This is a genomic window from Streptomyces sp. NPDC002888, assembly GCF_042888465.1.
Classification (GTDB): domain Bacteria; phylum Actinomycetota; class Actinomycetes; order Streptomycetales; family Streptomycetaceae; genus Streptomyces.
The window spans coordinates 1-23,085 of record NZ_JBIAPU010000040.1 but is presented as its reverse complement, the minus strand read 5'-3'; the positions used below and the strand labels follow the sequence as shown (position 1 = coordinate 23,085).

At 72.5% G+C, this 23,085-nt stretch carries 14 protein-coding genes; 7 read left to right on the top strand and 7 right to left on the bottom strand.

Going from position 1 to position 23,085, the window contains the following annotated elements; genetic code table 11:
• Position 1: 1 nt before the first annotated feature.
• Both ACFYWX_RS42815 and ACFYWX_RS42810 read left to right on the top strand, forming a co-directional pair.
• The gene (locus ACFYWX_RS42815; RefSeq protein WP_389430726.1) at positions 2 to 1,030 is read left to right on the top strand and encodes a M23 family metallopeptidase; all 1,029 of its coding nucleotides are present in this window, start codon (positions 2 to 4) and stop codon (positions 1,028 to 1,030) included.
• Between the two features lie 95 nt (positions 1,031 to 1,125).
• A complete protein-coding gene (locus tag ACFYWX_RS42810) occupies positions 1,126 to 2,076 on the top strand; it encodes an aldo/keto reductase (protein WP_389430724.1) in 951 nt (316 codons plus the stop codon).
• 281 nt (positions 2,077 to 2,357) lie between these two features.
• Here ACFYWX_RS42810 and ACFYWX_RS42805 read toward each other — a convergent pair whose 3' ends face one another.
• The 4 genes from ACFYWX_RS42805 to ACFYWX_RS42790 all read right to left on the bottom strand — a co-directional run bounded on the left by ACFYWX_RS42805 (position 2,358) and on the right by ACFYWX_RS42790 (position 7,730).
• Positions 2,358 to 3,887, bottom strand: a complete 1,530-nt coding sequence (locus ACFYWX_RS42805; protein ID WP_389430723.1) for a PrsW family intramembrane metalloprotease — start codon at positions 3,885 to 3,887, stop codon at positions 2,358 to 2,360.
• An 85-nt stretch (positions 3,888 to 3,972) separates the two neighbouring features.
• Positions 3,973 to 4,842 (bottom strand): tRNA (guanosine(46)-N7)-methyltransferase TrmB, encoded by an 870-nt coding sequence (gene trmB / locus ACFYWX_RS42800; protein WP_389430721.1) that lies wholly within the window; start codon positions 4,840 to 4,842, stop codon positions 3,973 to 3,975.
• Positions 4,843 to 4,908: 66 nt separating this feature from the next.
• A complete protein-coding gene (lhgO, locus tag ACFYWX_RS42795; protein WP_389430719.1) occupies positions 4,909 to 6,126 on the bottom strand; it encodes an L-2-hydroxyglutarate oxidase in 1,218 nt (405 codons plus the stop codon).
• A 179-nt stretch (positions 6,127 to 6,305) separates the two neighbouring features.
• Positions 6,306 to 7,730 carry an MFS transporter gene (locus ACFYWX_RS42790; RefSeq protein WP_389430718.1) on the bottom strand — a complete coding sequence of 475 codons (1,425 nt, stop codon included), beginning with the start codon at positions 7,728 to 7,730 and terminating at the stop codon, positions 6,306 to 6,308.
• A gap of 694 nt (positions 7,731 to 8,424) precedes the next feature.
• On the opposite strand from ACFYWX_RS42790, the gene ACFYWX_RS42785 reads away from it, so the two are divergent.
• Together ACFYWX_RS42785 and ACFYWX_RS42780 are read left to right on the top strand one after the other, a co-directional pair.
• Positions 8,425 to 10,503: an asparagine synthase-related protein gene (locus ACFYWX_RS42785; protein WP_389430716.1), complete on the top strand. Its 2,079-nt coding sequence runs from the start codon at positions 8,425 to 8,427 to the stop codon at positions 10,501 to 10,503.
• Positions 10,504 to 10,783: 280 nt separating this feature from the next.
• Positions 10,784 to 14,095 (top strand): BTAD domain-containing putative transcriptional regulator, encoded by a 3,312-nt coding sequence (locus ACFYWX_RS42780; protein WP_389430714.1) that lies wholly within the window; start codon positions 10,784 to 10,786, stop codon positions 14,093 to 14,095.
• Here the strand turns inward: ACFYWX_RS42780 and ACFYWX_RS42775 are convergent.
• The gene (locus ACFYWX_RS42775; protein ID WP_389430713.1) at positions 14,082 to 15,971 is read right to left on the bottom strand and encodes a sigma-70 family RNA polymerase sigma factor; all 1,890 of its coding nucleotides are present in this window, start codon (positions 15,969 to 15,971) and stop codon (positions 14,082 to 14,084) included. The genes ACFYWX_RS42780 and ACFYWX_RS42775 overlap by 14 nt on opposite strands.
• A gap of 219 nt (positions 15,972 to 16,190) precedes the next feature.
• Positions 16,191 to 16,970 carry a TetR/AcrR family transcriptional regulator gene (locus ACFYWX_RS42770; protein ID WP_389430711.1) on the bottom strand — a complete coding sequence of 260 codons (780 nt, stop codon included), beginning with the start codon at positions 16,968 to 16,970 and terminating at the stop codon, positions 16,191 to 16,193.
• A 376-nt stretch (positions 16,971 to 17,346) separates the two neighbouring features.
• Between ACFYWX_RS42770 and ACFYWX_RS42765 the strand changes: the two genes are divergently transcribed.
• Positions 17,347 to 18,714 carry an NAD(P)/FAD-dependent oxidoreductase gene (locus tag ACFYWX_RS42765; RefSeq protein WP_389430710.1) on the top strand — a complete coding sequence of 456 codons (1,368 nt, stop codon included), beginning with the start codon at positions 17,347 to 17,349 and terminating at the stop codon, positions 18,712 to 18,714.
• Positions 18,715 to 18,941: 227 nt separating this feature from the next.
• Entirely contained in the window at positions 18,942 to 20,594 is a 1,653-nt protein-coding gene (locus ACFYWX_RS42760) for a SpoIIE family protein phosphatase (protein WP_389430709.1), read from the top strand.
• 12 nt (positions 20,595 to 20,606) lie between these two features.
• Here ACFYWX_RS42760 and ACFYWX_RS42755 read toward each other — a convergent pair whose 3' ends face one another.
• Positions 20,607 to 21,884, bottom strand: coding sequence for an MFS transporter (locus ACFYWX_RS42755; RefSeq protein ID WP_389430794.1), 1,278 nt, complete (start codon positions 21,882 to 21,884; stop codon positions 20,607 to 20,609).
• A 152-nt stretch (positions 21,885 to 22,036) separates the two neighbouring features.
• On the opposite strand from ACFYWX_RS42755, the gene ACFYWX_RS42750 reads away from it, so the two are divergent.
• Positions 22,037 to 22,588, top strand: coding sequence for a MarR family winged helix-turn-helix transcriptional regulator (locus ACFYWX_RS42750; RefSeq protein ID WP_389430707.1), 552 nt, complete (start codon positions 22,037 to 22,039; stop codon positions 22,586 to 22,588).
• The last annotated feature ends 497 nt before the right edge of the window (positions 22,589 to 23,085 follow it).

The following is a 23,085-nucleotide window of genomic DNA, read 5'->3' as shown; positions in this document are numbered from 1 at the left end:
CGTGGCGTCCAACCCGCCTGCCCCCGAGGCCCCCGCGCCGAGCCGCCGCAGTACCGAGACCTTCGGCTACGGCGACTACCGCACCGACGAGGGCCCCTGGGAGGAGTGGAACCCCACCGCGGAGTCCATTCGCCCGGTACGTGGCCGGCACCGCGTCGCCAAGCAGCGTGGCGGGCTCGCCCGCAGCTCCACCGTCCTGGGCGTCGGCGTCATCGCCGCCGTCGGCGCGGGCGGCATGGCCAGCGCCAACACCGGCAAGCCGCCGGTCTCCATCTCCATGCCCGACCTGCCCTCCGTCGGCTCGCTCCTGACGGACGACAAGGAAGCCGCTGAGGACGCCGCGGCCGCCCTCAGCAGCGTCGGCACGAGCACCGACGACACCACCCAGAGCGCCGCCGACGCCGGTGAGTCGCTGCGCAGCCGCATCATGGCCCAGGCCGAGTCGCAGCAGGGCCAGATGGAGAGCAAGGCCCAGGCCGCCGCCGAGGCCGCCGCTGCCAAGGCCGCCTCGGACGCCGCCGCCAAGGCGGAGCAGGAGGCCAAGGCCAAGGCCGCCGCCGCCAAGAAGAAGGTGGAGGAGGAGGCCAAGCGCAAGGCCGAGGCCGAGCGCCTCGCCGAGCTGGCCAAGGAGTACACGCTCCCGACCTCCTCGTACACCATCACCTCGACCTTCGGTCAGGCCGGCTCCTACTGGTCCTCCGGCTACCACACCGGCCTCGACTTCGCCGCCCCCACCGGCACGCTCATCAAGGCGGTCCACAGCGGCACCATCACCGAGGCGGGCTGGGCCGGCTCCTACGGCTACCGCACGATCCTCACGCTCGACGACGGCACGGAGCTCTGGTTCGCGCACCAGTCCTCCATCAGCGTCAGCGTCGGCCAGAAGGTCGCCACGGGCGACGTCATCGGCCGTGTCGGCGCCACCGGCAACGTCACGGGTGCCCACCTCCACCTGGAGGTCCACCCGGGCGGCAGCAGCTCGGGCATCGACCCGGGGGCCTGGCTGCGCAGCAAGGGGATCAACCCCTGAGGTCGTCCGGGAGTCGGTGAGGTCTCCCGGATGTTCACACGCTGTTGACGGGAGGCGCGGAATGCGCGCCTCCCGTCACGGCGTTGACGTGCAGCATGACTTCTTCTTCTCTGCGCAAGCTCGGCTCCTCCGACCTTGAGGTCTTCCCCCTCGCTCTCGGCGGCAACGTCTTCGGCTGGACCGCCGACGAGGCCACCTCCTTCGACGTCCTTGACGCCTACACGGCCGCCGGCGGCAACTTCGTCGACACCGCCGACGCCTACTCGGCGTGGGCCGAGGGCAATTCGGGCGGCGAGTCCGAGACCGTCCTCGGCAAGTGGGTCAAGGCCCGCGGCAGCCGCTCCGACGTCGTCATCGCCACCAAGGTCGGCCAGCACCCCGAGTACCAGGGCCTGAGCGCGGCCAACATCAAGGCCGCCGCCGACGCCTCCCTGCGCCGCCTGGACACCGACTACATCGACCTCTACTACACGCACTTCGACAGGCCCGAGGTGCCCGTCGAGGAGATCATCGGCGCCCTCGACGAGCTGGTGCGGGCGGGCAAGGTGCGGCACATCGCCGCCTCCAACATCTCGCCCGAACGCCTTCGTGAGTCCCTGGAGTTCTCCGACCGCGAGGGCCTCGCCCGGTACGTCGCCCTCCAGCCCCACTACAACCTCGTCTCCCGCGACACCTACGAGGGCGAGCTGCGTGACCTCGCCTCCCGCGCCGGCCTCGCCGCCGTCCCGTACTTCGCGCTCGCCACCGGCTTCCTCACCGGCAAGTACCGCCCCGGTAAGACGGTGGACAGCGCGCGTGCCGGCCAGGCCGCCAAGCACCTCGAATCCGAGCGTGGCATCAAGGTCCTCACCGCCCTCGACGAGATCGCCGCGGCCCACGACGCCCCCGTCGCCACGGTCGCCCTCGCCTGGCTCGCCGCCCAGCCGACCGTCGCGGCGCCCATCGCTTCCGCCCGTACGGTCGAGCAACTGCCGGCACTGGTGGGCGTGGCGGAGCTGGAGCTGACGGAGGCGGAGGTGGCGAAGCTGACGGAGGCGTCGGCGTAGTCCCGTCGGCCGCGGCGGCGGTCGGGCGCGATGGCGGTCGGGCGCGGCGGCGGTCGGGCGCGATGGCGGTCGGGCGCGATGGCGGTCGGGCGCGATGGCGGTCGGGCGCGATGGCGGTCGGGCGCGATGGCGGTCGGGCGCGATGGCGGTCAGGCGCGACGGCGGTCAGGCGCGACGGCGGTCGGGCAGTGTCCGCCGTGTCCGCTGTGACCGCCGTGTCGGCGGTGTCGGCGGTGTCCGGCGGTGTCCGGCGGTGCTGAACTCCCGGGAACCCTTTCCGGCTACGACCGGTAAGGGTTGTACGCGGGGTAGGGCGCCGCCGGATATCCGTAGCCCGGCACGGCCTCATACCCCGGGCCAGCTCCATGCCCCGGGCCAGCTCCATGCCCCGGGCCAGCTCCATGCCCCGGGCCAGCCCCATGCCCCGGGCCAGCCCCATGCCCCGGGCCAGCCCCATGCCCCGGGCCAGCCCCATGCCCCGGGCCAGCTCCATGCCCCGGCCCGGCCCCGCTCCCGTAGCCCTGCCCGTAGGCACCGTACGCCCCGTACATCCCGTACACCGGCCAAGGCGGCACCACCACCGGCACAGGCGGCGCAGCCACCCGCGCCGCATGGTCCAGCGCGGGTCGCGCCACGTCCCGCCGGCCCCACAGCTCCCGCAGCAACTCCGCCTCCCGTACGGCGAAGTCGGCCCCCGCCTTGCCACGGTTTCCCCGGCGCCGCAGGAACGCCAGGGACGTCGCGTACGCCTCGTACTGGGCCACCGCCTGCGCCGCGGGCCTGCCGTGGTGACGCCGGGCGTACTCCCGGGCCAGCCGCCGTGCCCGCATCGAGCCGAGGGCGAACGGCTCGGCCGGTGCCAGCCACCCCGCGGAGGCGTACGCGGGCAGCTCCTCCCGCACGGTCCGCAGCTCCCGCTGCCGCGTCCAGATGACCAGCCAGGTCAGCAGCCCGAACGCGGGCAGCATGAACGCCCCGTACACCGCGAAGAACCCGTACTCGCCGAACGACGACGAGCCGTTCCAGAGCGCGTGCATGGCCATCGCCAGCAGCAGTCCCAGCAGCGGCAGCAGCACGCGCCGCACGTGCTGACGGTCCCCGGCGAGCGCGGCGGCACCGAAGCCGATGCCGGTCAGGACGGTGAAGAGGGGGTGCGCGAAGGGCGACATGATGACGCGCACGAAGAACGTCGCCGCGGTCACGGAGGCGATGCCGGTGTCGCCGGTGAGCTGGTCGGTGCCGAACGCCGTGCCGAGGTAGAGGATGTTCTCGGTGAACGCGAACCCGGTCGCGGTGATCCCGGCGATGACGACCCCGTCGACGATGCCGGTGAAGTCCCGCCGCCGGAAGAGAAAGACGAGCAGGACGGCGGCGGCCTTGGCCGACTCCTCGACGACGGGGGCTATGACGGTCGCGCCGAGGGTGTCCGCGCCGGTCGGATCGGCGGTGGCCGTGGCGATCCATCTCGTCGCGAAACTGTTCGCCACGATCGCTATCAGCGCGGCCGCGCAGGCGCCCCAGGCGAAGGAGAACAGCAGGTTGTACCAGGGCCCGGGCTCCACCCGGTCGAGCCACCGGAACGCCGCGACGAGCAGCGGCACGGGCAGCACGGCGAGCCCGAGTCCGACCAGGAACCCCTCCGTGCCGGTCTGTTCGCGCACGAGCGCGAGGATGACGAGCCCGGAGAGGGCGAGGAGGGTGATGAGAGCCCCGTAGCGCACCGACTTCCGCTGCCACCAGTGCGCGTGCGTGAGCACGCCCCCACCGGCGGGGCCGTTGGGATACGTCGGATACGGGGGACAGGTGGCCACGGCATCGACCCTAACGAGGGAGCACGCCGCCCGCGACGGTGCGCGTTCGTCAGCCGCCGACGGGAGGCGCGGTGGGGGACTGCTGTTACGGGTTGGGGTGGGAACGCTGAGCCGCCTTCTGCTCGCGGTGCTGTACGCGATGGAAGAGCAGATCGTTCACGACATGACCTTTGTCCAGTCCCTGGCCCTCGAAACGGGTCAGTGGCCGGAAGTCGGGACGTGGCGCGAAACCGCCGTCGGCCTGCGTGTTCTCGAAGTCCGGGTGCGCGGTGAGCACCTCGAGCATCTGCTCGGCGTACGGCTCCCAGTCGGTCGCGCAGTGCACGACCGCCCCCGGCTTCAGCCGAGTCGCGGCGAGACTGAGGAACTCGGGCTGGATCAGGCGCCGCTTGTGGTGGCGCTTCTTGGGCCAGGGGTCGGGGAAGTAGACGCGCAGCCCGTCCAGCGCGTCCGGGGCGAGCATCTCGCGCAGCAGGATGATGGCGTCGCCGTTGCCGACGCGGACGTTGGACAGCCCGCCCTGGTCGGCGAGGTTGAGCAGGTTCCCCTGACCCGGGGTGTGGACATCCACGGCGAGGACGTTCGTCTCCGGGTCGGCGGCGGCCATCTGCGCGGTGGCCTCACCCATGCCGAACCCGATCTCCAGCACGACGGGGTTGTCGTTCCCGAACAGCTCGCCCAGGTCGATGCCCCGCCGCCCGTCGATGTCGAGCCCCCACTTGGGCCACAGCCGCTGCAACGCGTCCGCCTGCCCCGCGGTCACCCGGCTGCGGCGCGGCTGAAAACTGCGGATCCGCCGCTCGAAGTGCGACCCGGCGGGATCGGCCCTGGGCCCGTCCGGAAAACGGGGCTCACCTTTGGCCCGGCTGTGCCGAACGGACACACCGGGGAGGTGCGGGCGCTGCTCATCAGGGGCGGGCTGGGGGGCTTCGGGGGTATTCACGGAGTCAGACACAGTGCACTCGATTTTACGGAAGGTTCTGTGGGTTCTTCGGGGTGGGACGGCGCCGGGCCGCGAGGGCTACACCGATCCCAGCACGGTCAGCGCCCGCCGGGCCACCTCCCGCCCGATCGGCAGCGAGGCGGTCGCCGCGGGGGACGGCGCGTTCAGGACATGGACGGCCCGCGCGCCCTCCCGGATCAGGAAGTCGTCCACCAGCCCTCCGTCCCGCAGCACCGCCTGCGCCCGCACCCCGGCCGCCGTCCGCACCAGGTCGCCTTCCCCCACCGCCGGCAGCAGTCTTCGCACCGCCTCCGTGAACGCCCCCTTCGACACCGACCGCCGCAGCTCACCCGCCCCGTACCGCCAGTGCCGCCGCGCCATCCGCCACGCTCCGGGCCACGCGACCGTCGTCGCGACCTCGCCCGGGCGGACGACCCCCCATCCGTACCCCTCCCGCGCCAGCGCAGGCACGGCGTTGGGGCCGACGTGCACGCCGCCGTCGATCCCGCGCGTGAGATGCACCCCGAGGAACGGGAACGCCGGATCAGGCACCGGATACACCAGTCCCCGCACCAGCTCCGGCCGCGCCAGCTCGTAATACTCCCCCCGGAACGGCACGATCCGCACGCCGGGCTCGTCCCCGGTCAGCCGGGCGACCTCGTCGCAGTACAGCCCGGCGCAGTTCACCAGCACCCGGCCCCGTACGACGTCCCCGCTCGTGGTCCGCACCGCGACTCCCCGGTCCGGGCGCCGGTCGATCCGCTCGACCCGGGCGCCGTACCGGATCTCCGCCCCCGACGCCTCGCCCAGCTGCCGGGCGACCGCGACGAAGTCGCACACGCCGGTCGTCCCCACATGGATCGCCGCGAGGCCGCGCACCTCCGGCTCGTACTCCGCGATCTGCGCCGCGCCCAGCTCCCGTACCGGGATCCCGTTCTCCCGGCCGCGCTGCACGAGGGCGTGCAGGCGGGGCAGCTCCTCCCGCTCGGTCGCGACGATCAGCTTGCCGGTGACGGCGTGCGCGATGCCGTACTCCGCGCAGAACTTGATCATCTCGGTGGCGCCCCGCACCGCGTACCGCGCCTTGAGGGACCCCGGCCGGTAGTAGATCCCGCTGTGGATGACCCCGCTGTTGCGCCCCGTCTGGTGCCGGGCCGGCCCCGGCTCCTTCTCCAGTACCGTGACGCGTGTACCCGGCGCGGCACGCGTGATCGCGAACGCCGTCGACAGCCCGACGATCCCTCCACCGATCACCAGCACATCGCAGTCGTACGCACCCACCGGCACCTGCACCACCTCCCACTTCGATAGTGCACTGCGCCACTGACAATGCCTTCAAACCCAGGAGGCGAGCAGCGCCCCGAAAAGGGGCGCGGGGCTGTGACATTCTGCGGCTCCGCCGCGTGGGCGCGAGAGCCGGCGACAACCCGCACCCACCAGGTCACAGCGACCCGGCAGACGCGCAGACAACAGCTCTACGCAGGAGTCATGAGAAGAGGCCGAGCCCGTTCCCGCAGCTCCACCACCCGCGGCTCGTCACCGTACGGCTCCAGCCGGTGCAGAAGATCCTTCACGTACTCCGTGGTCCGAGCCGAAGAGATCCGCCCGGCCACCTCCACCGCCCGCACCCCCTGCTCACACGCCGCATCAAGATTGCCGGACTCCAGCTCGGCCACCGCAGACACGACGAGCCGCAGCCCGTGCGACCGCACGAACTCCTCCGTCGGCTTCGACAGCGCCTGCTCCGTGAACCTCCGCACCTGCCGCGGCGCCTTCAGGTCGCGGTAGCACTCCGCGGCGTCGGCGGCGAACCGGTCGTAGCCGTAGAAACCCAGCCACGACGGGTCGTTGTCGCCCTCGCGGGAGCGCTCCAGCCAGCCCTCGGACGCCTTCAGCGCCGCGCCGGCCGCCGGGGCGTCACCCGCGCGTGCGTGCGCGCGTGCCTCGACCAGCCGGAAGAAGCTCATCGTGCGGGCGGTGGCCAGGCCCCGGTTGCGCTCCAGGGCGGCCTGCGCCAGGTCGACGCCCTCGTCGCCGAAGCCGCGGTAGGTGGCCTGGAGGGACATGGAGGCGAGCACATACCCGCCGAGAGGGACGTCCGCGGCCGCGCGGGCCAGGCGCAGCGCCTGGATGTAGTACCGCTGGGCGGCCTCCTGCTGGCCGGTGTCGAAGGCCATCCACCCGGCGAGGCGGGTGAGTTCGGCGCTCGCCCCGAACAGGGCCCGGCCGACCTCGTCGGAGTACGAGCCCAGCAGCAGGGGCGCCGCCTCGACCCTCAGGCACTCCGGCACCATCGACGAACGCCAGTCGCCGCCTCCGTACTTGGAGTCCCAGCGCCTGGCGTCCTCGGCGGCCTCCCGCAGCTTCTGCACATCGCTGTGGCCGACTTTGAGCGGTGCGCCGGAGCCCTCGGAGGGGTTCACCTCGCGCGCCACCGAGCTGTCGGCCGGGGTTATCAGCCACCGTGAGGCGGGCGTTGCGTATGCGCTCACCGCGAACGAGCCGGCCAGCGACTGCCAGATGCCGCCGGAGCCGGCGCGGCGCCCCGCGAGGTCGAGCCGGTACAGCTCCGTCGCCGACCGCACGGCCTGTCCGACGTCGCGCGGGAAGGCGAGGCCCACTTCGGGCGCGGGGTCCGCGTCCGCCAGGCCGATCTCGTGGAGCGGCACGGGTCGGCCGAGCTTCTGGCCGATGGCGGCCGCGATGAGGTGCGGGGCGGCGCCCTGCGGCACCATGCCCTTCGACACCCAGCGCGCCACCGACGTCTTGTCGTAGCGAAGCGTCAACCCGCGTTGGGCGCCAAGATCGTTGACGCGTCGCGCGAGTCCCGCGTTGCTGATTCCCGCGAGGGCGAGAACGGCGCCGAGTTTTTCGTTCGGCCCGCGTTGCTCCCTGGACATGAGCCACCCCTCGACACAGACGGCTGCCGCGCTGGCATAACCATGCGGCATTCGTAAACCCAGCGTAGTTCGCCGCATCCCAAGCGTTAAGGGGCATTCTTCCGGATGGCGGGATTGTGGTCCGTACTGAAGTACGGACTCACCTACACACTGTTGCCACGTGCTCCCGGTGTGTGGCTGTGCGCCCGGCCGTGCGCTCTTCTCCGGCCACCGCGGGAGCGGTTCCATGGGCCGTGCGTGGGTCGGCCCGCTGTACTGGATCCAGTGGGCTGGGGGACACCGCCGCCTACATCCCCGCGGGCGGCGGACCGGTCCGGGAGGTGTGCCTCACCTCCCGGGCTGCGCACCCGTCGTGCGTTGCACAGGGCGTGTACGGAGCGTGTGCGCTCCTGTTCCGACGGTCGCCGCACGCCCTCGATTTGGCTGAAAAGCGACCCTACCCTTCGTATGGGATTACCGCTCCCACCATGGGAGTTCAGGGCGCGAAGGGCGTTTTCAGGGAGCGTACTGGGGGCGCATTCGAGTCGAAGTCACCGGGTCCCGCCTGGGCGTTCAGGCTGGCGAGACGGTGCGGACCGGCGGGCACTTCCTGGATCACAAGCGGCTCCGCCGCCCCTCTATGGGCCATTCTTCGTGGCAGCATGGTGAACCGTTCGTGCGGTGCACTGGTTGTCCACAGCCTGTGGAGGCGTCGATGCGGTGGTTGGTGGGGTGGAACAGCACCGCCGCGCGGGCCCTTGAGCCCGGCTCCGCCGGCGCCACCGGGCTCGACGGCGAGACGCTGCACCCGGTGGGGTCGCAACTCCTGTGGGGCGACCCCGATCCGCTGTGGGCGGTCGGCGACTGGCGCCCCGACGAGGTGCGCATCGTGACGGCCGACGCCCAGACCCGGATCGCCGTCCTCGGCCTGTGCGGGGCCACGGACGAGCAACTGAGGATCGGCCTGTTCGCCGCGCGCGGCGGGGCACTTCGCCATCTGACCGCCTGGCCGGGCAGCTACACGGCCGTCGTCCAGGTGGGCCGCCGGATCACCGTCTGCGGCGATCTTGCGGGCGCACGCCCGGTGTTCCACACCCCCTGGGCCGACGGCACGGCGTACGCGACGGCCGCGCTGCCCCTCGCGGACCTCATCGAGGCCAACCTCGACTTCGGTCACCTCGCCGCGCTCCTCGCCGCCCCCGACGTACCGGCCGCCCTCCAGGAATCCACCCCGTACGACGGCGTGCGTCGCGTTCCGCCGGGGCATGCGCTCATCCTGCGCGCCGGGGCGCGTGAGGTCGCCGGGTACGAGCCGGTCGCCTCCCTCGCGGTGGCGGCACCCGCGGCCGACCCGGACCGCGCGGTCGACGCCGTGCGTGACGCGCTCGTCGAGGCCGTACGGGCCCGCCTCTCCGCACCCCGGCACGTCCCCGACATCGACCCCGGGCCCGTCCCCGGGATGGGCCCCGCCGAACGGCGTGCCGCGCGCGGGATGCCGGTTCCGGGCATCGGCGCGGACCTCTCCGGCGGCCCGGCCTCCGGCACCCTGGCCCTGCTGGCGGCGGGCCTGCCCGGCAGACCCGGCACGCTCCTGGGCCACGGCACGGGCGCGGGCGAGCGCCTGCTGGCCGTCACCTTCAACGACCTGGCCGTCCCCGGCCGCGAGGCCGAGGTGGAACGCGCGGGGACCCTCGCGGCCAACCCGCGCCTGCACCACGTCGTCGTGGCGGGCGGCGAGGAGACCCTGCCCTACGCCGACCTGGACGCCCCGCTGACCGACGAGCCCGGCCCCTCCCTGGTGACGGCGGCCCGCCACCGCGCGCGTCTCGCCTCGGGCAGCGCCGACCACTTCACGGGCTACGGCGCCCGGCAGGTCCTGGACGCCCACCCCGCGCGCCTCGCCGACCTGCTGATGGACCGCAAACGGCGCCACCTCGTGCGTCCGGTCGCCGCGCTGGCCAGGGCGGACGGCTCGGTGCTGGTCCCCGCGCGCGTGTACGGCGCGGCCCGGCGGCTGGCCCGTACGCCGTACCGGACGGGGGTGGAGGTCCTCGCCGAGCGGCTGCTGCAGCGCCGCCTCGACGAGCCCGGAGGCGCGGTGGGGGCGTCCCTGGCGGCGCTCACCTGGGCCAGACCGGGGCCGGCGGCGCGCTGGCTGACCGGAGAGGCACTGGCCGAAGTATCGGTTCGCCTTCAGGGGGCGACGCACCGCTCCGGAGTGGGCCCGGGGCAGCGGCCCGGCGACTACCGCGCGCGTGCGGCCCTCGCCCGGCACGCGGCGGACCTCCGCATCCTGGAGCAGGCCGCAGAGATCCGCTCCCAGCGACTGCACGCGCCCTTCCTCGACAACCAGGTCGTACGGGCCTGCCGCGAACTCCCCGAGACGCTGCGGGTGCAGCCGGGCGCGCGGTCGGCGATCCTCCGTACGGTGCTGGAGGGCGCCGGCGTGGCCGACCTCCCGCCGGGCTGGGGCACCCCGTCCCACGCGTCGGCGGCGGCCGCCGCCCGTACCGGCCTGCGCGTCGCCGCGGACTCCCTCATCGCGCTCTTCGACACCCCCCTCCTGGCCGAGGCGGGCCTGGTCGAGGCCCGCGTCGTCCGCAAGGCCCTGCGCTCCGCCGCCCAGGGCGAACCCCTCCCCCTCGACGGCCTCGCGGACCTCGTCTCCCTCGAACTCTGGCTCCGCCGCCTCCTCTCCCGCCGAGGCACCTGCTGGACAGGCACCCCGGCACGCACGCGTGCGGTACCGGCAGGCATCTCACCCCAGCGGGGGGCGCTGGCCTCCGGCGGTTGAGAACGCCGTTGGTCCGCGGGCAGTCGTGCCGCTGGGGCGGCACGGGTGGGCGCGGGCGGCACCCCGCAAGCGCCGGGCTGCGCGACCCACCCCGCCCCAGCCACAGCACCGGGTGCCCTTCGAAACCCCGTGCCCCACCCCCAGCACCGGGTCGAAACCCCCGTGCCCCACCCCCAGCACCGGGTGCCCTTCGAAACCCCGGCCCACGAAACCCGGCACACAAAACGCCGGCCCACGAAACCCCGTGCCCCGCCCCCAACACCCCAGCGACAATGACCCGATGCGGTACAGAATCCTGGGCGTCACCCAGGCCCAGGACACCCAGGGCAAAGCCCTCCCCCTCCCCGGCCCCCGTCTCCGCGCCCTCCTCACCGCCCTGGCCCTACGCCCCAACCGCCCCACCACCCCCGAAACCCTCATCGACGAGATCTGGGCCGACGCCCCACCCCAGGACGCCCCAGCCGCCCTCCAAGCCCTCATCGGCCGCCTCCGCCGCACCCTCGGCAAGGACTCCGTCACCTCGGAGCCAGGCGGCTACCGTCTCGCCGCCACCCCGGACGACGTCGACCTCTTCGTCTTCGAGCGCCTGGTCCGCGAGGGCACCACCGCCCTGCGCGACCACACCGACGCCCCCACCGCCGCCCGTACCCTCGCCGAAGCCCTCGCCCTGTGGCGCGGCCCCGCCCTCGCCGACCTCCCCGACCGCACCGCCGCAACCCGTCCCGACGCCCTCCGCCTGGAGGCGACCCGCACGCACGCCGAGGCGGAGCTGCGACTCGGCCACGCCCAGGACGTCGTACCGCGGCTGACGGAACTCGCCGCGACGCACCCCTACGACGAACCGCTGTACGCCCTCCTCATCCGCGCCCTGCGCGACACGGGCCGCAAGGCCGAAGCCCTCGCCGCCTACGAGACCGCCCGCCGCGCTCTGGCCGACGGCCTCGGCACCGACCCGGGCCCGGAACTCCGAGCCCTGCACGTGGAGTTGCTCAGCGCGTCGACACCACCCCCGGCGACCACACCCCCGCGGCCGGCACAGTCCCTCGCCCCCCGACCCCCGGAACCCGGCGGCAACATCCGTCCGCGTCTTACCTCTTTCGTGGGCCGGGAACCCGAGCTCGACGCCATCCGTTCCGAATTGCACAGGACCCGTCTCGTCACCCTCACCGGACCGGGCGGCTCAGGGAAGACCCGCCTCGCCGAGGAGGCCGCCGCCGGCCTCCCGCAGGCTTGGCTGGCCGAGCTCGCACCGCTCGACCGGCCGGAGGCGGTGCCAGGCGCGGTGGTCAGCGCGCTCGGTCTGCGCGAGACCGTGCTGCTGGCCAACGACCTGGGAACCTCGCAGGACGACCCGGTCGCCCTGCTCGTCGAGTACTGCGCCCTGCGCAGCCCACTCCTGATCCTTGACAACTGCGAACATGTCATCGACGCGGCCGCCACCCTCGTCGAGACCCTGCTGACCCGCTGCCCGGGACTCACCGTCCTCGCCACCAGCCGTGAACCCCTGGGCGTCCCCGGCGAGTCGGTCCGCCCGGTCGAGCCCCTCCTCCCCGACCAGGCGCACCGCCTCTTCACGGAGCGCGCGGCCGCCGTCCGTCCCGACGCGGACGCCGTGCTCCGTGACGACGAGGAGGCAGTGGCGGAGATCTGCCGGCGCCTGGACGGGCTGCCGCTCGCCATCGAGCTGGCGGCCGCCCGACTGCGACTGCTCACCCCGCGCCAGATCGCCGACCGCCTCGACGACCGCTTCCGCCTCCTCACCTCCGGGAGCCGCACGGTTCTGCCCCGCCAGCAGACCCTGCGCGCGGTCGTCGACTGGTCCTGGGACCTGCTCGACGAGCGGGAGCGGACGGTGCTGCGCGAGGTGTCCGTGTTCGCGGGCGGCTGGGACCTGGAGGCGGCGGAGGCCGTGTGCACCGGCCCGGCCGCCGACCTCGTCGGGGCCCTCGTCGACAAGTCCCTGGTGGTGGCCACCCCCTGCGTCCGGGGCGGAGCCGAAGGCATGCGCTACCGCACGCTGGAGACCATCCACGAGTACGCCACCGAGCGCGCGGCCGAGGTCCCCGAGCTGCGCGCCGCGGCCGAGCGGCGCCACCGCGCGTGGGTGCGCACGCTGGTGGAGCGGGCCGAGCCGCTGCTGCGGTCGGCGGAGCAGCTCCCGTGGATCTCCCGCTTGGAGACCGAGCTGGACAACGTCCGCGCCGCCCTCGACCGGTCCCTCGCCGCCGGCGACGAGCCCGAGTCCGCCGCCCTCGCCCTCGCCATGGGCTGGTTCTGGTGGCTGCGCAACTACCGCCAGGAGGGCACGCAATGGATCGACCGCATCCTCCGCCTGGGCGTGTCGCCGGACACCGGCGCAAGCCCACTGCCGCGGGATGCCCTCGACCCCGTCGACGTGTTCCTCGCCTCCTCCGAGGAAGAAGCACCCCATCCGCTTCACAAGACGCGAATGGACCTGCGGCTGCTGTCCCTCTTCCTGACGTCGGAGTCCCCTCCCAAGGACCTCGCGGAAGACCCGCTGCACCCGGACTACGTCGCCCGGGTGCGCGCCCACTATGAGCGGGGCGGTCCGGAAGCGGCCCGGATGCCGGGTCTGACCTGGCCACTGACCGCCTTTTATCTGCGGGGCTCGGAGGACGTGCGGCCCGTTCTCGACGCGGCGGTCGCCAACTGCCGTGCCCACGGCGACGACTGGGCGATCGGCGCCACCCTGATGATGCGGACCCACATGATCGTGGACTCGCCCGGCGGCATGCGCGGCGTGGACGACGACCTCGCCGAGCTGCGCATGCTCAGCCGACGCGTCGGCGACCGCTGGATGTGGGCCCAGGTGTGCAGCGCGGCAGGCGAGGCGGCCATGGCCCGCAGCCGTTTCGATGAGGCGGAGCGGGAGTACCGGGAGGCGCTGCGGCTCGCCTACGAGGTCGGCGCGTACACCGAGTCGCCGTTCCTCATCGCCCGGCTCGCCGAGATCGCCTACCAAGCCGGCGACCGCCCCGCCGCCCTGGCTGCGCTGGACGAGGCGAGCGCGGCCGCCGATCGCTACGGCGTGGTCGACTCCCGGGCGTTCGTCCTGCTCCTGCGCTGCCAGATGGCGCTGGGCGACGATGACACCGCCCTCGCACGCGAGTTGTGCGACGCGACCCGCGCGGAGACGGCGCGCGGCACCCCGCCGCCCCAGTTCACCGCGGCGCTGGGCCTGCTCGACGCGATCGTCACGGCGGCCGAGCGCGGCCCGGAGCACGTGCTGCGACCGGTCGCCGACGTGCTGCGGCAAGCGGTGGCGGACCGGTGTTCCGAGGCGATCACGTCCGCGATCGTGGACGGCGCGGCGCAACTGCTGGCCCGGCTCGGTGACCTCCCGCGCGCGGTGCGCCTGCACGCGGCCGCCGACCGGATGCGCGGCGGCCATCCGCGCCCCATGCCGGTGCACGCAGAGTACGAGCGGACGGAGGCGGCCGCACTTGAGGCGCTGGGCGCCGAGCGCGTCGCGGCCGAGTGCACCCGGGGAGCGGCTCTCACCCTGGAGGACGTCCTGCGCGAACTCGCCGAGGCCGCGCGGGAGCACCCCGTCGGCGCTACGAGCAGGTGAACCTCGCGTCCGCCCAGTCCGCGAGCGCCGCGGGGTCGAAGGGGGCGCTGTGCGGCTCGACGACCAGCCGTACGGTCCGGTGCCCGGCGAGGTTCACATGGACGGGCACGGCGGGGTCCCCGCCCTTGACCATGCCGGACTTCCACAGCCGTACCCCGTCGGCGTAGACGGAGAAGTACACCTTGCCGAGCTTCAGCGTCAGGTCGTCGACGCCTACGAGTGCGTCGTAGGAGGAACACGCACGGTTGAGGTCGACGGTGACGGAGGACGCGCCGTGGACGGTCACACCGCGCGCGTACCGCTGGTCGTCGATCGACAGTCCGTACCGCTGCCAGACCCAACTGCTCGCCCCGAGCCGCATCTCGGGCTTGGTGCCGTCGCCCGTGACGTCGTACGACAGCTCGCTCCACTGGTAGACGACCGGGGCGGGCGGTTGTGGGGGCGGGGGAGTGGGGGTCGGCGTCGGCGTCGGGCGCGGCGTGGGGCTGGGGGGCGGAGTCGGTTTCGGCTCGGGCTTCGGAGTGGGTGTGGACGTCGGGGTGGGCGCGGGCCTCTGCCCCGGAGTGCGGAAGGGCGTCGGCGTCGGGCTCTGCGCCAGCACCACGGGCTGCGGCTGCGCCTGCTGCTGCGCCTGCTGCTTCGAGGGCGAAGGCGAGGGCGAGGGCGTGGAGGAGGGCGTCGGCGGCTGCGGCTGGGGCTGGGGTCTGACGGCGGGCGCGGACGCGGGCGGCTGGGCCACCGGCTGTCTGGCGGCCGGGCTGTGGTCGCCGATGATCGCGAGGGCCACCGCAGTCGTCGCGACGGCCACCACACCGGCCGCGATACCGGCCTTCACCGGCGCACCCACGCCCTCCGCGGCCAGCGCGCCACCACCGACGCTCGCCCCACCCGACGAGCCGCCGCCCGCCACGCCGGCCGCACCCGCGACGCCCGCGGCACCCACCCCGGCACCACCCGCGATGAGCCCGAGCGCCTTGGCGTACCCGGCGGCACCGAACCAGCCGATGACCGCGAGCGGCACGACGGCGGGGATGCTGCCGGCGACCTCCTCGATCTGCAGGGCGGCCAGTCGGCACCTGGCGCACTCCTCCAGGTGCTTGCGCAGCCCCCGCTCGGCACGGGTGCGCAGCCTGCGCCGGGCGTAGGTGCCGAGCTGGTCGGCGTAGCGGGCGCACTCCTCGTCGCCGGTGAGGGTGGTGCTGACGTGGGCCTGGAGATAGGCCTGCTTGAGGCCCTCGCGGGCACGGCTGGCGAGCACGCGCGTGCCGTTGGCGTCGAGGCCGAACAGCACCGCGACCTCACTCGGCGACTCGTCCTCGACCTCGGTGTGCCACAGCACCGCCTGCCAGCGTTCGGGCAGCGAGCGGAAGGCCCGCATGGCCATCGACTGCTCGGCCTCGTGCATCGCGCGCACGTCGGCGCCCAGGCCGAGCTTGTCGTCGTCGGACGCCTGCGAGGACCGTGCCGCGTGCGTGGCGAACACCGCGAAGTCGTCGACGAGCTGCTCGCGCCGCGCCGACCGCGTCCAGTGGGCGGCGACGCGCCGGACGGAGGTGAGCAGATAGGCACGCACGGCGTGTTCGGGGCCCGCGCCGCCGCGTACGGCCTGGAGCACGCGGGCGAAGACCTCGGCGGTGAGGTCGTCGGCGGTGTGGGCGTCACGGCAGCAGGTGCGCGCGTACCGGCGCACGGCGTCCGCGTGGCGCCGGTACAGCTCCTCGTACGCCGTGTCGTCGCCCGAGCGCATCCGGCCGATCAGCTCGGCGTCGGACGACGGCAGCGTCCGTCTTCCCTGACTCGGCACCTGTGGTGTGGTCAGGCCGCCGACCTCCGCGTCACCGTCATCGAGTGACTCGTCCCGCCCGTGCACGCTCATCGCGGAAAGCCCCCGCCGCCAGACCAACCAGTCCCGAACACCGGGCCAGAGTGCCATATGGGCTTTTGTTCAGGACCCCGCCGTACGACCATCCACTCGTCCGTGGGGACTTTTCGAGCGCCAGTACTAGGACTCACTCGTACGGGGAAGGCTCAACTGTTCTTGAGACAGCTGGAGTTGGTTGGTGCGTGGGTACCGCGGCACCCACGCACCCATGCCTCACGCCGGCCGCGACCGCAGTCCCTCCAGCAGGATGTCCAGCAGTCGCGCCGAGGCCGCCGCCTGCTGGGCCGCGTCCGGCAGCGAAGGCGCCGCCGTCGCGATCACCAGCAGTACGTCGGACACCGACACGTCGGCCCGCAGCTCACCCGCCGCGCGCGCCCGCTCCACGAGCCGGCCCACGACCTCGAGCAGCGCCGCCGCCCCGGTGTCGTCGTCCGCCGCGACCGACGACGCGGTGCCCTCCTCCGGCACCAGCCGCAGCTCCCCGCCGCCCGGCTGGGTCCGCTGCTGCGGCACCCGCGCCTCGTCGAACGGGGCACCGTCCGTGCCGTCGTCGGAGACACCGACCTTGAGCACCTGCGGCGGCAGCAGCCGCCCGGCACCCGAGGCCACCGATGTCCGCAGGAAGCGCGACAGCGCCGACCACGGCTCGTCCTCCTGCCCGAGCGCCGCACGCGCCTGGTCGGTCAGCCGGGAGGTCTCCTCCTCGGCTATCCGCCGCACCAGGACGTCCTTGCTCGGAAAGCGCCGGTACACCGTGCCGACGCCGACCCGCGCGCGCCGCGCCACGTCCTCCATCGGCGCGCCGTACCCCAGCTCGCCGAAGACCTCGCGCGCCGCACGCAGCACGTGCTCCAGATTGCGCTGTGCGTCCACGCGCAGCGGCGTCGTCCGCGGTACATCACCGCGTCCGTTGTGCGCCGCCGCGCTGATCACCGCTCCACCGCCCGATACGACGGCGGATGCGGATGTCCAATGAGAGTCCTGAATATGCATGAATGATCCCCCGGTAATGACGTCTCCCCCCGGAGACTCTCCCCGCCATTGAATGCCCGGAGCATGCGGAACCGACCCGCTTCCCGAGTCCGCCCGTCGCGAACTCGACGAGCCATCCCCCTACACCCCGTCGACACACGAACATAGTTGAGAGGGAGTCAATTCAGAAGGGGCACGTTCCGCACGGAGCGCCCCTCGATCGGAGTACGGGTGGCATACGTCCCGATTGATCCCCTTCCCGCCCTCCAGTGCACCCCCTCTGACCTGCACACCTGCCCCGTACGCTTGTGATTCGGCCAACCCTGCGCACACCAGACCCGAGGTCACACACATTGTCGGGGCTGTGGACAAACGCCGACGCTGGGTGCGTCATGGGATGGTGAAGGAACGTGCGCGCATTCTCGTTGTCGGCGGCGGCTACGTCGGGATGTACACGGCCCTGCGGCTCCAGCGGAAACTGAAACAGGAACTCGCCCGGGGCGACGCGGAGATCACCGTGGTCACACCCGACCCGTACATGACGTACCAGCCGTTCCTCCCCGAGGCGGCCGCCGGCTCCATCTCCCCCCGCCACGTCGTCGTGCCGCTGCGCCGCGTCCTGCCCCACTGCCGGGTCATCGTCGGCGAGGCCACCGCCGTCGACCACGCCAAGCGCACCGCGACCGTGACCACCCTCGCCACCGAGGAGGAGGGCACCGGCGCCCTCCAGCTGCCGTACGACGAACTCGTCCTCGCGCCCGGCTCCGTCTCGCGCACGCTGCCCATCCCCGGCCTCGCCGACCACGCCATCGGCTTCAAGACGGTCGAGGAGGCCATCGGGCTGCGCAACCACGTCATCGAGCAGATGGACATCGCCTCCTCCACCCGCGACCCCGCGATCCGCGACGCGGCCCTCACCTTCGTCTTCGTCGGCGGCGGCTACGCCGGAGTGGAGGCACTCGGCGAGTTGGAGGACATGGCCCGCTACGCCGCGCGGTACTACCACAACATCAAGCCCGAGGACATGAAGTGGATCCTCGTCGAGGCCTCCGACCGCATCCTGCCGGAGGTCGGCGAGGAGATGGGCCGCTACACCGTCACCGAACTGCGCCGCCGCAACATCGACGTACGCCTGAACACCCGGCTGGAATCGTGCGCGGACCGCGTCGCCGTCCTCAGTGACGGCGCCCGCTTCCCGACCCGTACGGTCGTGTGGACCGCCGGCGTCAAACCCCACCCGGTCCTCGCCGCCACCGACCTGCCCCGCACCGAGCGCGGACGGCTGAAATGCACCGCCGAGCTGTCCGTCGAGGGCACCACGCACGCGTGGGCCGCGGGCGACGCCGCCGCCGTCCCCGACGTCACCGCCGACGAACCCGGCAAGAAGACCGCCCCCAACGCGCAGCACGCCCTGCGCCAGTCCAGGGTCCTCGGCGACAACATCGTCCACTCCCTGCGCGGCGAACCCCTGGAGACGTACGCCCACAAGTACGCCGGCTCCGTCGCCTCCCTCGGCTTCCACCAGGGTGTCGCCCAGGTCTACGGGCGCAAGCTCAAGGGCTACCCCGCCTGGTTCATGCACCGCGCCTACCACCTCAGCAGGGTGCCGACCTTCAACCGCAAGGCGCGCGTGCTCGCCGAATGGACCCTCTCCGGGCTCTTCAAGAGGGAGATCGTCTCGCTCGGATCACTCGAACACCCTCGAGCGGAGTTCGAACTGGCGGCCGGTGGAAAGCCTTCTGACGACCCGAAGGGGTCGTCCTGACCTGACCCAGGAACTCCTCCGGCCGCCCCGGCGTCTGACGACTGTCGGCCCGGACGGCCGCCCTGCCAGACTGACCCCGAGCCCGGGCGGGCCGCCCGCCCACCACCCCGCGAACCCACGACGCTGTTCCCCAGTGCCGCATACCCCGGTGCTGCCACAATGTGCGGTCACCGGAGCCCTGGCCCGGTCCGGAGCCGGCCGACGACGACTACACGAGGCAAGGATTCGTGAACTTCACGCGCTGGAGCGCCCGGCTCCCCGGAACGCAGCGCCGCGCAGCAGCGCGGACCGAGCACCCCGCCTCCCCCGAACGGCAGGGAGAGGGCTCAGTGCCCGCGGCCCGTGCCGAACAACTGACCGATGAAGCAACGCCTGTACGGGCCGTCGACGAACTCCCGGTCCGCGAGGTCCTCGACCGCGTCCCGGCCCTCGTCGCCCTGATCCACGGCCCCGACCACCGCCTCGCCTACGTCAACGACGCCTACGTGACGGCCTTCGGCGCACGCCCCCTCGGTGAACCGGCCCGCGACGCCCTCCCCGAGCTGCGGGAACCGGGCCTGCTCCCGCTCCTCGACCAGGTCCTGCGCAGCGGCAAGCCCCGCACGGTCAAGTCCCGCAAGGCCCCCGACGGCCGCTCCTACACCTTCACCTGCACCCCCGTCGCCGGCACCGCCGACAGTGAGGGCGGGGTACTGGTCTTCGCCACCGACGTCACCGACCACGCCGAGGCCGCCGAACGCCTCCGCGCCAGCGAACGCCGTCAGCGCGAGACAGCCGTCACCCTCCAGCGCTCCCTGCTCCCCCAGGAACTCGAACAGCCGGACGACCTGCGCATCGCGGCCACCTACCAGCCCGGCGGCACCGAGGCCGCGGTCGGCGGCGACTGGTACGACGTGATCACCCTCGGCGGCGGCCGCACGGCCCTCGTCATCGGCGACGTCATGGGCAGAGGCGTTCGCGCCGCCGCGGTCATGGGACAGCTCCGCACGGCCGTCCGCGCCTACGCCCGCCTCGACCTTCCCCCGCACGAGATCCTGAATCTCCTCGACGGTCTCGCCGCCGAGATCGACGCCAACCAGATCGCCACCTGCGTGTACGCCATCCACGACCCCAACGAGGGCCGGCTGGTGTACGCCTCCGCGGGCCACCTGCCCATCCTGGTCCGCGACGCCAACGGCACGGTCCAGCGCGCCGACGAACCCACCGGCCCACCCCTCGGCACCGGTGGCTGGATGCATGCCTCCGGCTCGATCCCGCTGAGCCCCGGCTCCACGGCCGTCCTCTACACGGATGGTCTGGTCGAACGCAGGGACGAGGACCTCGACGAGGGCATCGCCACTCTGGGACGCGCCCTGGCCGGAGCCACCGGCACCCCCCAGGTGGTCTGCGACCGCCTGGTCCGCACGGCCGGGGTCACCGCCGACCACGACGACGACGTGGCCGTCCTGGTCCTCCAGCACCCCGCCCGCACGGGCCCCGACAGCGAACTCTTCCGCAACGCGGCCCTGGAACTCCTCGGTGGAGTGGAGGCGGCCCCACGCGCGCGGGCGTTCGCCTCCGGCGTCCTCACCAGCTGGCGCTTCCCACCCGAGCTGCACGACCTCGGCGTCCTGGCCGCCAGCGAACTCGTCGCCAACTCCCTCCAGCACGGCACCCCGCCCATGCGCCTCCGCCTCCGCCGCACCGACCGCCGCCTGATCATCGAGGTCACCGACGGTGACGACCACCTCCCAAGGCGCCGCCGCGCCGAACCCGGCGACGAGTCCGGCAGAGGCATCGCCATCGTGGCGACGATCGCGTCGAACTGGGGGTCGAGACGTACCCCGGGAGGAGGAAAAGCGGTGTGGTGCGAGTTCGTACTGTCGAAGACTTCGGCCTGAACGGCCTCGTCCTCAAACGCCGGACGGGCTGGTGGGTGCGGACACCCGTGCGTCGCCGGCCCCACCACGGGTGACCACGCGACTCCGAGCCACCCACGGCTGATCCTGCACCGCACTCAGCTGCCGCCCGAGCCGCAGGGCCAGCCAAGTGATCCCCAACGAAAACAGCAGGAACGTCACCACGTACGGCGCATGCAACGACGCCCCCATCGGCCCGCCCACAGCAGGCCCCACCGCCAACGCCAACTGCTTCACCAGGGCGAACGCCGAGTTGTACTGCCCCGCCATCCCGGCCGGCGCCAGATCCGCCACCAGCGGAGCCACCGTCGGCGACAGCATGGCCTCCCCGAGACCGAACAGCGCGTACGTCGACACGAACGCCGCCGTCGCCATCTCCTGGCTGCCGTGCCCAAGCCCCGCGTACGCCGCCGCGAGCCACGCCACAGCCCAGATCAGCCCCACGGACGCGATCACCCGGGACCGCCGACGCCGCTCGACGAACCTCAGCACGGCGAACTGCGCGACGACGATCATCGCCGTGTTCGCCGCCAGCGCGGTGCCCAACGCGGACGTCGATATCCCCGCCGCCTCCACGCCGTACGCGCTCAGCCCCGACTCGAACTGCCCGTAGCAGGCGAAGAACAGCACGAACCCCAGCACACACAGCTGCACCATGGCCCGGTTCCCGAGCAGCTGCTTCCAGCTCCCCTTCGCCGACCCCGCGGGCGCGTCCTCCATCCGCGGCGAGTGCGGCGTCCGCACCGTCGCCATCACCACGACCAGCAGCAGGAACATCGCCGCCTCGATCGCGAACAACAGCGTGAACGACGACACGCGCGTGGCATCGACGAGATGCCCGCCTATCAGCCCACCGACGCCGAGCCCGAGGTTCTGCAGAAAGAACTGCGTCGCGAACGCCCGTGAGCGCGTCTCCGCCGTCGAGCAGTCCACGATCATCGTCGCGAGCGCCGGCTGCATCACGGCCTGCCCGGCCCCGAGCGCCGCCGCCGACAGCAGTACGGCCGTCGCATTGCCGGCGAGCCCCAGGCTCAGCGACCCCAGCGCGGCGGTGACCAGGGCGGCGAGCAGCACCGGAAGAGGGCCGCGCCGCACGATCGCCCGGCCGGCGAACGGCAGCACGATCAGCGCGGCCACGGCGAAGACGGCGAGTACGAGACCCGCCGTCACAGCACCGAGCCCCCGCACCTGCGCCACATAGACGTACAGGTAGGGGACGGTGAAACCGAGCCCGAACGCGCTGAGTGCGTTGCCCACGTGGATCCGGCGCATCGCTGCGCCCATCGCCCTGGTCACGTTCACCTCTCTCTAGTAGTTGGGATGCCTCAGTAGTTAGGACTGAAGACTTCGAAGCTAAAGTTAGAAGCTAAACAGTACACCTCGAAGGACTTCAATGCCAAGCGGCCCCGTGCCATACTTCGGCCATGGGCGACACCCCCGGCAGCCTCAGTGAGCCGACACTCGAAGAGCAGATCGCCGCCTACCAGCGCGAGTTCCAGGACCTCGATCCTCAGGTCGAGCAGATCGTCTCGGCGCTCTCCCGCCTGAACCGCCGTATGAACGTCGCCTACGGCCGCCAGACCGCCGCCCTCGGCATCAGCAACGCCGAGTGGGAGGTCCTCAAGGAGCTCGTCCTCTCCGGCGCCCCCTACCGCATGGGCCCCAGCGACATCGCGAAGCGACTCGGTCTGACGCCGGCCGCGATGACCCACCGGATCGACCGCATGGTTACGGAGGGGCTGGTTACCCGAGAGCGGGACGAGGCCAACCGGGTCCGAGTCATCGTCGAGCTGACACCGGAGGGACGCGAGAAGTGGCTGGAGGCCATGCGCCTGGCGACGGTCTTCGAGGAGGACCTGCTCCAGGACCTGTCACCGGTCGAGCGCACCGTGCTCGGCGAGGTTCTGACCAGGCTCCTTCGCCGGGTGGAACACGCTCAGCCGGACTCCGGCGGACGCCTCAGCGACCTCGACTGAGACCTGCCGAAAAGACCTTGACAGCGGACACTTGACAGCCCCCTAGGGGGCCCGTAGAGTTCTTCGGGTTGTCGGAGAGCCGTAACGGTTCTTCGTCAGCACCTCCGCCGCACGAGCGGCAATCAAATCAGCAGATCGATCACTCCTTACGGGGTTGAATTTGGCGTGCCCGAATTCAATTCGATTCGGAGGCTCGGCCGGTCTCGATCGACTCGAACGACTCGATTGGGAATCGCCGGGAGGATCCGCTAAGGTTTGAGACGTCGGAACGGCCCAACAGCCGCGAAGACAACCCCCTCTGACTGGGAATCAGGGCCGAAAGGATCTGGTAGAGTCGGAACCGCCGGAAAGGGAAACGCGAGAGCGGGAACCTGGAAAGCACCGAGGAAATCGGATCGGAAGAAGATCTGATAGAGTCGGAAACGCAAGACCGAAGGGAAGCGCCCGGAGGAAAGCCCGAGAGGGTGAGTACAAAGGAAGCGTCCGTTCCTTGAGAA

Excerpts from the sequence above, each read along its gene's own strand:
- ACFYWX_RS42810 (WP_389430724.1), top strand. The coding sequence starts at position 1,126 with ATGACTTCTTCTTCTCTGCGCAAGCTCGGCTCCTCCGACCTTGAGGTC.
- ACFYWX_RS42790 (WP_389430718.1), bottom strand. The coding sequence starts at position 7,730 with ATGTCCAGGGAGCAACGCGGGCCGAACGAAAAACTCGGCGCCGTTCTC.
- ACFYWX_RS42785 (WP_389430716.1), top strand. The coding sequence starts at position 8,425 with ATGCGGTGGTTGGTGGGGTGGAACAGCACCGCCGCGCGGGCCCTTGAG.
- ACFYWX_RS42780 (WP_389430714.1), top strand. The coding sequence starts at position 10,784 with ATGCGGTACAGAATCCTGGGCGTCACCCAGGCCCAGGACACCCAGGGC.
- ACFYWX_RS42775 (WP_389430713.1), bottom strand. The coding sequence starts at position 15,971 with ATGAGCGTGCACGGGCGGGACGAGTCACTCGATGACGGTGACGCGGAG.
- ACFYWX_RS42770 (WP_389430711.1), bottom strand. The coding sequence starts at position 16,970 with ATGCATATTCAGGACTCTCATTGGACATCCGCATCCGCCGTCGTATCG.
- ACFYWX_RS42765 (WP_389430710.1), top strand. The coding sequence starts at position 17,347 with ATGGTGAAGGAACGTGCGCGCATTCTCGTTGTCGGCGGCGGCTACGTC.
- ACFYWX_RS42755 (WP_389430794.1), bottom strand. The coding sequence starts at position 21,884 with ATGCGCCGGATCCACGTGGGCAACGCACTCAGCGCGTTCGGGCTCGGT.
- ACFYWX_RS42750 (WP_389430707.1), top strand. The coding sequence starts at position 22,037 with ATGGGCGACACCCCCGGCAGCCTCAGTGAGCCGACACTCGAAGAGCAG.